The organism is Enterobacter cloacae complex sp. GF14B, assembly GCF_004136805.1.
In the GTDB taxonomy this organism is placed as follows: domain Bacteria; phylum Pseudomonadota; class Gammaproteobacteria; order Enterobacterales; family Enterobacteriaceae; genus Enterobacter; species Enterobacter hormaechei_C.
On record NZ_QFRV01000114.1, the window covers coordinates 1 to 9,374 of the forward strand.

Consider the following 9,374-nt stretch of genomic DNA (forward strand, 5'->3'; position numbering starts at 1 on the left):
GCCAGGGCTACGGCGGGGTGCAGATCCCGCGCGTCGGTGATGAGGTGGTGGTGGACTTTATCAACGGCGACCCGGACCGTCCGATCATTACCGGGCGCGTGTACAACGACGCGAGCATGCCGCCGTGGGCGCTGCCGGCCGCGGCGACGCAGATGGGCTTTTATAGCCGCAGCAAAGATGGCCATAAAGACAATGCCAATATTCTCCGTTTTGAAGATAAAGCCGGGCACGAGCAGATCTGGATCCATGCAGAAAAAAATATGGATACGGATATAGAAAATTCTGAAACTCATGATGTCGGTGTCGATCGTAGAAAAACCATCGGACAGGATGAGAATATAACGATTAAGCGGAACCAGAAATCAGATGTAGGTAATAATGAAACGCATAATATTGGTAACAAGCACGTTATAAACGTTGGGAAAGATCAAACCGTCTTGACCATGGATAAAGAAGGTAACGCGCTGCTGGAATCTGTGACCACGATTAAACTAAAAGTTAAAGACAACTATATTCTGATCGCCCCGGATACCATTGAGATTCACGTAGGCCAAGGCAACCTCAAAGCAGAGGCTGTGGAACAAGCCATCTTCAAAGGTGAAGAGCTTACAAAACTGGGTGATGGGATCAATACCGAGCTCAAGGCAAATGATACGGTGAGTATAACGGGAACTAACCTTACCGATATTAAGGGCGCGATTGTAAAAGTTAACAGTTAATCTGCGTACAGAGAACGCTATTATGGGAAAACCAGCCGCCAGAGCGCGCATTGATTCCAGCGCACATACTGGCCCAATTCAAAGCGGAAGTCCCAACGTAATTATTGGCGGATTTCCGGCGGCACGAAAAGGCGACCCGCTTTCATGTTCTCAACATGGTCAGGGAAGTATTCTCAGCGGTTCAACAACGGTCTTTGTGAACGGTTTACCTCTCGCCAGGGAAGGCGACAAGACGGGTTGCAATACTTCAGCGACCCCTGCGGTCGCAACCACTCAACCTGCACCTCCGCAATATTGGGGAGGAACGGCGGCGAAGGGTGCGGGTAAAGATGGTGCTATACATGGTGATGTTTACGACGCCCGGGTGCTCGGCGCCTATGCAAGTCTTGAAGATAAATCCGGCTTTGGAAAACCCGATACGGCTTCAGCCGGATTCGCGCTTGCCGATATCACGGTCGGGAATACAAAAAGCCAGGATAAATATAAAGGCGAGGTTCGTACAAAAGTAGGGGTGGCGAATGCCAGCGGCACGTTAGTGACAGATAGGGCCGATTACGGGGCTATCAACCTCAATGCTAACGCTACCGCGATACAATATGGCGCCTCGGGTAGCATTGGAAAAGAAGGGGAGCAATACGGCGGGGTTGGTGGGGACGTGTATCTGGCAACCGCTGAAGCGAAGGCTGTCAGTGAAATGTACGACGGTAATAAAGGACGTTATGGTTTTAATGTGGAACTTGGCGCAGAAGCAGCGGCGGTCAAAGGAGAAGCGACGGCTAAAGCCGATTTTTATGGCGTAGTCGTTGCCGATGGCAAACTTTCAGGGAGTGCAGGGAGCGCTGGCGCTTCTGCTGGCGTGGGAACCTGGATTGATAGTACAGATTATTCGTTTAACCTCAAGGTATCAGGTGAGCTTGCAGTGGCGCTTGGTCTGGGAGGGGATGCCAGTATCAAATTGGCTCTCAAACCGATCCTTGACTGGATTTATGACGATGATGAGAGCAAGCCTTCTCCAGCGGCGGGCAGTGGCGATGGTGTGATTAAGACGGGCTGTGTTACAGTCCTGGTAGGAGATTAAAATGTGTAAATGGGGAACGTTGTAATGCATTGGTTTTTCTTTATTCTCTTTATGATTTGGACGCTAGCGCTAATCTGGAATGGAAAAGATTTATTTAACAAAAAACAATGGCTCCTGGCTGGGTTGATGTTCGTTCTGGTGCTAGTGGCTACAGTCGTCATTGGCTTTACGTTGAAATGGCTTGCTCAGTCAATGTCATTATTTTCCGTCGCAACGGCCAAACATTATTCGATCATCTTATCCATGTCTTTCCTGTGCGTCTGGGGATTAAAGGTCACAGTAGTCCTGCTGTGCACGTTATTTTCCGGGATTATGGGGGGGCACAAAAGATACAACGCAGAAAATTATGAAAAATTATCGTCTATGACACGTGCCGTGGCGCCTGGCTTACTTATCTTTGCTAAAAGCTTAATTACCCTCGGAAGCTTCCTTATGTTTTCGGGTTTATGGCTTAAGTAAGCGCGACGAGTGAGGTTGCATTATGGTTACTGAAAAAAAATATCTTTTTCCTCTCGAGATGAAGGATCAGGAAAAAGAGATTCGGGAAAAATTCTGGAAATGTCTCTATACCTCCGGAGAAAAAGAGATGTTCCATTACTGGCTACTGTTACCACAGAATGTTAAGCCAGCAGAGTTAAAACCGGTCACGTTTCAGGAGGTTGGACTGACGAATATTGGACGATACATCGCCGATGACACCGGCCCCTATATTGAAGTCTGGGCTGCGTATGAACACTGCCAGTGGGAGATGAATGCGTCAGACTGGCTTATCAATAAGCTCGACTTAATGGGCGAGAAAGTACTGAGCCAGAGGATAATTACGCATCCTTCAGGAAGTGGGAAATTTGCGGATATCCTGTCCATTAAAAAGATGCCATCGGGTGATGAGGTCGTTTCACGGTATACGGTGCAAAAGGATTATAATCCTGTAAATGGTGGAGGTAATTACTTCCTTTTGAAAACGGCTTGTGGTTCTAAGGATTACAACTCGATCGCCGATACTATTTTCCTGATTGCTATCAACTGGGATTTAATGCATCGCAGCAATATGATGCTTTCAGAACTGTTGAAAACAGTTAGCCTTAGCAACAAAAATGACAATGGATTTAAAATTCCGGATTCATGGCAGGTGAGTACACTGGATGATAATCGTCTGGTAATTGAACACACGTTAGGTAATGTCAACCATGGAGTGATTAATTTCTGTCTTTTCCGTCAGACTGATTATCCTTCTGCGCAGGCTATTTTCGAAGTAGCAACTGCGCGTTTTAACCGTCACGATAGTGCGGTCTCTCTTGCGACGTCGGACATTGCCAGCATTCCAAATGATATCAATCTCACGTTTACAGGCGATCTTTATAGCTGTACTGGAGAGGTTGTCAGCGCTGCTGAGAATATCAGGGCTTATTACGACATGCGTATCTTCAAAATTAATGATTTATGGTGTTACGTTGAGGTGGTTGGGCCCCATCGTAATCATCGGGATTATTATTACGAAACCAATAAACGATGTATGGAAATTATTCTTTCTACGTTTCGCATAGAAAAACGATGAGCTGACAAAGTTAATTCATGGCCATCTAAATAAAACCATAGAAATGTGGTTTTATTTTTGTTGCACAGAAACATGAGCATAAACGCGGGTGAGTATAAGCAAAAAACTCGCGACCAGATTCGTTCAAGTGGTTACGTTATTGATACGCTTGAGGCCGCGATGTGGTCCGTATGGAATACGGATAATTTCCGCGATGCCATTCTACTGGCAGCTAACCTTGCCGATGATGCTGACAGCGTTGCGGCGACGGCGGGACAAATAGCGGGGGCGTTGTATGGTTATTCCGCTATCCCGCAGGACTGGAAAGATAAACTCGTACAACACGAACGTATTGCCACAATGGCGGGTAAACTATTCGATAGAGCACCTGAGGATAATTTTTTATAGTTAGAATTACCAAGGGTAAGCGAGGGCATATGATGACTTGCGATCAGGTATGGAATTTTTAGTTAACTGAATCTACTGCAATGAATGAAATGACAATGTTTGGTTACGTTGATAGAGCATTAACTTTAGCACAGAAAAGATATGCAGACGTCAAGAATCGTGATCCCCAACCCCCGCTTTTGCAAATGTACGACTCTATTGTACAACAATTATTATTTCTACGGGATTTAATCGAAGGCAAGGAAAAGGATAGAGCGAAATTATGGGATATGACGTTCGGTATGTATGCAGGGAAGGAGTTTGATCATTCTGATGAGTTGTTTTTTGAAAGGTTGTCAGATGCCTGGTTTATTGTGGATCAAATCCGCCGAGGGTTAAAGGTTAGGCTGCCGCATGAGGTCGATACCAACTATAATAAAAAGAAACAAAACCTCATGAAGAAATTCCCTGATGAATTTTAGTATTTCATATGAATAATATTTTTTATTATGGGTGAAAGGTGATTGACTTACATGCTGATTTAAATGCCTTGTTAAAATATGTTGATAGATATCGTAAATACTTACCCATTAGCAGACCTTCAGTCCAGCGAAGGATGCAGTATACTTATGATAATAAGCCATTAGAGTCATCCTCAAATAGTGATGTACAAAAACAATGGGATTTACCACCACCATGTAATATCTCACTAGCGCAATCACGGGATCGTGCGGTAGGTACGCTTATTGGTCTTGCTGTTGGAGATGCTGTAGGTACGACGCTCGAATTTTTGCCTCGTGACAGAGCATACGTCAAAGATATGACAGGAGGTGGGCCATTTCAACTTCGTGCAGGCGAATGGACGGATGATACATCCATGGCATTATGTCTTGCGGAAACGCTTCTTGAGAAAGGCGATGCTGATACTATATGTTTCAGGAATAAGCTTCTGGAATGGTATCAGCATGGTTATAACAGTTCAAATGGCGTCTGTTTTGATATAGGTAATACAACGCGATTTGCTTTAGAGCAATATTTAACAATTGGCCCAGGATGGAGCGGCAATACTGCTCCAGAAACTGCGGGTAATGCTTCCATTATCAGACAAGCCCCTGTCTCTATTTTTTTTAGAAAGTCATTAAGCAAAGCGTTTAATGAAGCTAAAAAACAATGTATCGCAACACACGGTGCAGCGGAAGCAATCAATAGCACGCAGTATTTAAGTTATTTGCTTGTGCATATGATTAACGGTAGCAATAAAGATTTTGTTTTTTCTCCGCACGTTATGCCGCTTCAGCCACGCGTAATGATTATCAACGCGGGTGAATATAAGCAAAAAACTCGCGATCAGATTCGTTCAAGTGGTTATGTTATCGATACGCTTGAAGCCGCGATGTGGTCCGTATGGAATACGGATAATTTCCGTGATGCCATTCTGCTGGCAGCCAACCTTGCCGATGATGCTGACAGCGTTGCGGCGACGGCGGGACAAATAGCTGGAGCATTATATGGTTATTCCGGTATTCCGCAGGAGTGGAAAAACAATCTTGTACAACATGAACGTATCGCCAAAATGGCTGGTGAATTGTTCGATAGAGCCCCCGAAGACACTTTCTTATAACTGTTTATCTCAATGAAACTACAGGAAAAGTAGTTTTATTTTGTGGCAAGCGAAGTCAATCTTACAGCTACTCATTATCACATCAACGGCGTTTCCGCTTTGCATACTGAGATGAGTTAACTTCTGGCACTGAGATTCGTCCATAGTGGAATAAAGATTATGCTCAACCGAATTACCGTCCAGCTCCCGGTGGAGGGGCTGCTCTTCTGGAAACTCTCCGGCCGCGAGGCGATGTCCGAGTCGTTCGCGCTGACGCTGACCCTTCTCGGCACAGACGCGCGCATTGACCGCAGCAGGCTGCTGGGCCAGCCGGTCACGGTGACCATCCCCACGCAGAACCTGCTTACCCCCCGCTATATCAACGGCAAGGTGACGCGCGTGGCGGTGAGCGCCGTGGAGCTGACGGGCACCCGCTATGCGGTGTACCAGCTGACGGTGGAGCCGGACCTGTGGCCGATGAAGCGCGACCGTAACCTGCGTATCTTCCAGGGCCAGACGGTACCGCAGATTGTCAAAACCCTGCTGGCTGAGCATCAGGTTAACGTTGAGGATAAACTCACCGGCAGCTACCGGGTGTGGGACTACTGCGTGCAGTATCAGGAGTCGAGCCTGGACTTCATCAGCCGCCTGATGGAGCTGGAGGGGATTGCGTACTACTTCCGCCACGAGGCCGACAAACACACCCTGGTGCTCACCGACGCCGCCACCCAGCACCAGCCTTTCAGCGGCTATGAGGTCATTCCTTACCACCAGACGCCGTCCGGCGGCAGTACGGATGAAGAGGGCATCAGCCAGTGGGCGCTGGAGGACAGCGTGACGCCGGGGATTTACAGCCTCGATGACTATGACTTCCGCAAGCCGAACGCGTGGCTGTTCCAGGCCCAGCAGAACCCGGCGTCACCGAAACCGGGCAGCATCGACGTGTACGACTGGCCGGGGCGCTTTGTGGAGACGGGCCATGCGGAATTCTACGCCCGCATCCGTCAGGAACGCTGGCAGGTGGAGCATCAGCAGATTCAGGCGACGGCCACGGCGGCGGGCATTGCGCCGGGCCACATCTTTACACTGACCAACGCCCCGTTCTTCAGCGATAACGGGGAGTATCTGGTCACGGCGGCGGGCTACCATTTCGAGGAGAACCGCTACGCGAGCGGCGAGGGGGAAACCATTCACCGCACCGATTTCACCGTTATCCCGGCGTCAGTGTCGTACCGTCCGGCGCAGAGCACGGCGTGGCCGCGCACCTACGGCCCGCAGACGGCGAAAGTGGTCGGGCCGCAGGGCGAGAGTATCTGGACGGACAAATACGGCCGCGTGAAGGTGAAGTTCCACTGGGACCGTCTGGCGAAGGGCGATGACACCAGCTCCTGCTGGGTGCGCGTGTCGAGCGCCTGGGCGGGCCAGGGCTACGGCGGGGTGCAAATCCCGCGCGTCGGCGATGAGGTGGTGGTGGACTTTATCAACGGCGACCCGGACCGTCCGATCATTACTGGTCGCGTGTACAACGACGCGAGCATGCCGCCGTGGGCGCTGCCGGCTGCGGCGACGCAGATGGGCTTTATGAGCCGGACAAAAGACGGTTCCGTGGACAACGCCAACGCCCTGCGCTTTGAGGACAAGGCGGGCGCAGAGCAGGTGTGGATCCAGGCCGAGCGCAACATGGACACCAGCGTTAAAAATGATGAAACGCACACCGTTGGCGGCGCGCGCAGCCATTACGTGAAGAAAAATGAGCTGCATCGCGTGGAGGCTAATCAGATCCAGGCCGTGAAAGGCGGAACCGAGATCCTTACGGGTAAAGGCAAGCTGGATGCAGCGGTGGAGCAGTACGTCATTGCTTCCGGGACGAAGCTGCGGCTGGTCTCGGGCGAGAGTGCTATTGAGCTTAACGCTAACGGCAAAATTAACCTGATCGGCAAAGAGTTTAACTTCTTTGTGGAAGGGGATGGGTATATCACCACAGGCGGTAAGCTGCATCTGAATACGTCGGGCACCAAGCCGGGCACAACGGCGCCGGGATCGGGGCATAAAGGGGATATTGATGCGGCGGTGCAGGAGAAGTTTTCTCCGAATAAAAGTGCTAAGAATCCGGCTCCCGCAGCTTCAGCGCCAGCAGCAACCAGACCAAAACCAACAACAAAATTTGCATCAGCGCCACCATTAAAAGGGAGTTACGTCTATCAAAATAATTCCTACAACTCTGATGTGATGCCCTTCAGTGAAGATGTAGTTAAGGAAATCAATAAGTCACCAACGCTTCAGACACAATTAAAAGATCTAAAAGATAAAGGGTGGGCTATTCAGCCGGGAGCAGCAGGAGGGGGGAGTTACGCTGATACGAATAACAAATTGATTGTCATGGACCCTGAACACATGGAAGATACAGCCACAACGGTGCAAACTCTGGCACATGAGGCAGGGCATGCAACTTATCCTGTTGCGGTAGATTCTTCGAGTAAGGAAAGCTTCATCAACAGCCAGCTTATGGATGAAGGTGGAGCAACGCTGAATAACATTAAAATACAACGCGAGATCCTTGCAAACGGCGGTATTGATATTGATATAGCGGGAAGTGCCGAAAACCTAAAAGCATATAATTCTGCCTATGATAAAATGGTAAGTGGTGAGTTATCTCGCATTGATGCAGCCAAAGCAATAGGAAAAGTGTATGGTAAAGGCGAAATAGCCTCAGGGACTAATCTAAATTATAATGATTACTATGGAGGATTCTATGGAAAGTAGGATTATTAAAGCTACATTCCTCATTGTTCTTCCACTATTTTCAATATTTACCTATGCAGGGCATAATAAAATGAATCAAGATTCGTTGTGGCAAATGATTAAAGAAATGAAATCAGTGTGGGGTAAACAAGTTGAGGATGTCAGTAAACTGTTTAACCAACCGCTGATTAATAATACACAGGAGAAAGAAGACCGTTATACTTCAGCTCCCTTTACGTTAACTGATGGCACACGGATCAGTAATGTGGATGTTCGTTTATGGGGAAATGGTGATAACAGCGTATCTTTGGTTTCTTTCGTAGTTAATCAACCATGTATTACTCTTGATCAAGTCAAATCTCATTTTCCGGATCTGAAATTGTCTAATATCCCTCGCGGAAACACGCCGGGACAATCAGTTGGATATCGCACCCCTACCGATGAACGCGGGCTGGCATGGGCATTTAGCTTTCCAGTTCTGAATCAGGAATGCCTGGGCAGGGTAGTTATGTCACGCTACGAACAATAAGTTGCGAGGCAATTTTACGGGCTGTGAAAGAAGATAATTATCAAACGGCTAATAATATCGCTGCCCCTAAAGTTTTTGCGGAAAAAAAGAAAGTGCTAACGTTCTAATGATCATATTTCTCTGAGTCGCTAAGCAGTAATTAATATTGGCGGTATAAATTTTAGCGCTTTTAATTTTATTTTTCTAATAAATCATCCCGAGTTCACTTATGAAATACACCCTCCAGGAAGGTTCCTTTACCCTTTTTCCTGCCGCCTGGCAGGACAACAGCATGAACATCATTCGCGATGACGAAAGCGGGCTGTCCGTGGTAGTCAGCCGCGGCGTTATCCCGGATGGTAGCGATTACGAACAAGAGTTCCACCGTCAGTGGGAAGTCCTGCGCCCTCAGATGGGGGAGATCGCCCAGAGCGAATTTCAGCACGTAAAAGCCGGGCCAGACGGAAACATTAGCGGACTGGAAGTTGAGACCACCTTTGACCGTAACGGCCAGCGCCTGTGGCAAAAACAGCTGGCCGTGCAGACGCCGGGCAAACCGGTACTGATGATTTTTACCCTCTCGGCCTTAAAAGCCTTTACGGAAGAGGACGAGGCGCGCTGGAGCGCACTGAAGCAGAGTCTGACGCTAAACGACAACCGGAATGTGTAAGGCATGAGCGATAACAACGCGGCCCGTAAGGGCGACGAGATTATTCACTCCAGCATTTTTGCTGATATTACCAGCATTGTGGCGGAAGGCGCTGCCTATGCGGTGATTGGCGCGGCGGTGGGCGCGGCAGCGACCG

The 9,374-nt window shown here is 48.5% G+C and carries 9 protein-coding genes and 1 pseudogene; all 10 read left to right on the top strand.

All coding sequences use genetic code 11. The features are described from left to right. A partial coding sequence (locus DD606_RS22625; RefSeq protein WP_219824224.1) for a type VI secretion system Vgr family protein occupies positions 1-719 on the top strand: 719 nt, incomplete at its 5' end. 22 nt (positions 720-741) lie between these two features. Further along, on the top strand, positions 742-1,797 hold the full coding sequence (locus DD606_RS22630) for a PAAR domain-containing protein (RefSeq protein WP_049125430.1): 1,056 nt from the start codon (positions 742-744) through the stop codon (positions 1,795-1,797). A gap of 24 nt (positions 1,798-1,821) precedes the next feature. Continuing rightward, on the top strand, positions 1,822-2,256 hold the full coding sequence (locus tag DD606_RS22635; protein ID WP_022651399.1) for a hypothetical protein: 435 nt from the start codon (positions 1,822-1,824) through the stop codon (positions 2,254-2,256). Between the two features lie 22 nt (positions 2,257-2,278). Next, the gene (locus DD606_RS22640) at positions 2,279-3,352 is read left to right on the top strand and encodes a hypothetical protein (RefSeq protein ID WP_045895848.1); all 1,074 of its coding nucleotides are present in this window, start codon (positions 2,279-2,281) and stop codon (positions 3,350-3,352) included. Positions 3,353-3,430: 78 nt separating this feature from the next. Continuing rightward, positions 3,431-3,739: pseudogene (locus tag DD606_RS22645) on the top strand (ADP-ribosylglycohydrolase family protein); the annotation flags it as partial. A gap of 89 nt (positions 3,740-3,828) precedes the next feature. Beyond that, entirely contained in the window at positions 3,829-4,200 is a 372-nt protein-coding gene (locus DD606_RS22650; RefSeq protein ID WP_247606632.1) for an immunity protein Tsi6 family protein, read from the top strand. A gap of 38 nt (positions 4,201-4,238) precedes the next feature. Further along, positions 4,239-5,339, top strand: a complete 1,101-nt coding sequence (gene tri1, locus DD606_RS22655) for an ADP-ribosylarginine hydrolase Tri1 (RefSeq protein ID WP_129259177.1) — start codon at positions 4,239-4,241, stop codon at positions 5,337-5,339. A 159-nt stretch (positions 5,340-5,498) separates the two neighbouring features. Next, a complete protein-coding gene (locus DD606_RS22660; protein WP_129259179.1) occupies positions 5,499-8,081 on the top strand; it encodes a type VI secretion system Vgr family protein in 2,583 nt (860 codons plus the stop codon). Continuing rightward, positions 8,071-8,589 (top strand): hypothetical protein, encoded by a 519-nt coding sequence (locus DD606_RS22665; protein WP_058652322.1) that lies wholly within the window; start codon positions 8,071-8,073, stop codon positions 8,587-8,589. The genes DD606_RS22660 and DD606_RS22665 overlap by 11 nt, the downstream gene beginning before the upstream one ends. A 208-nt stretch (positions 8,590-8,797) precedes the next feature. Continuing rightward, positions 8,798-9,238 (top strand): DcrB-related protein, encoded by a 441-nt coding sequence (locus DD606_RS22670; protein WP_023314292.1) that lies wholly within the window; start codon positions 8,798-8,800, stop codon positions 9,236-9,238. The last annotated feature ends 136 nt before the right edge of the window (positions 9,239-9,374 follow it).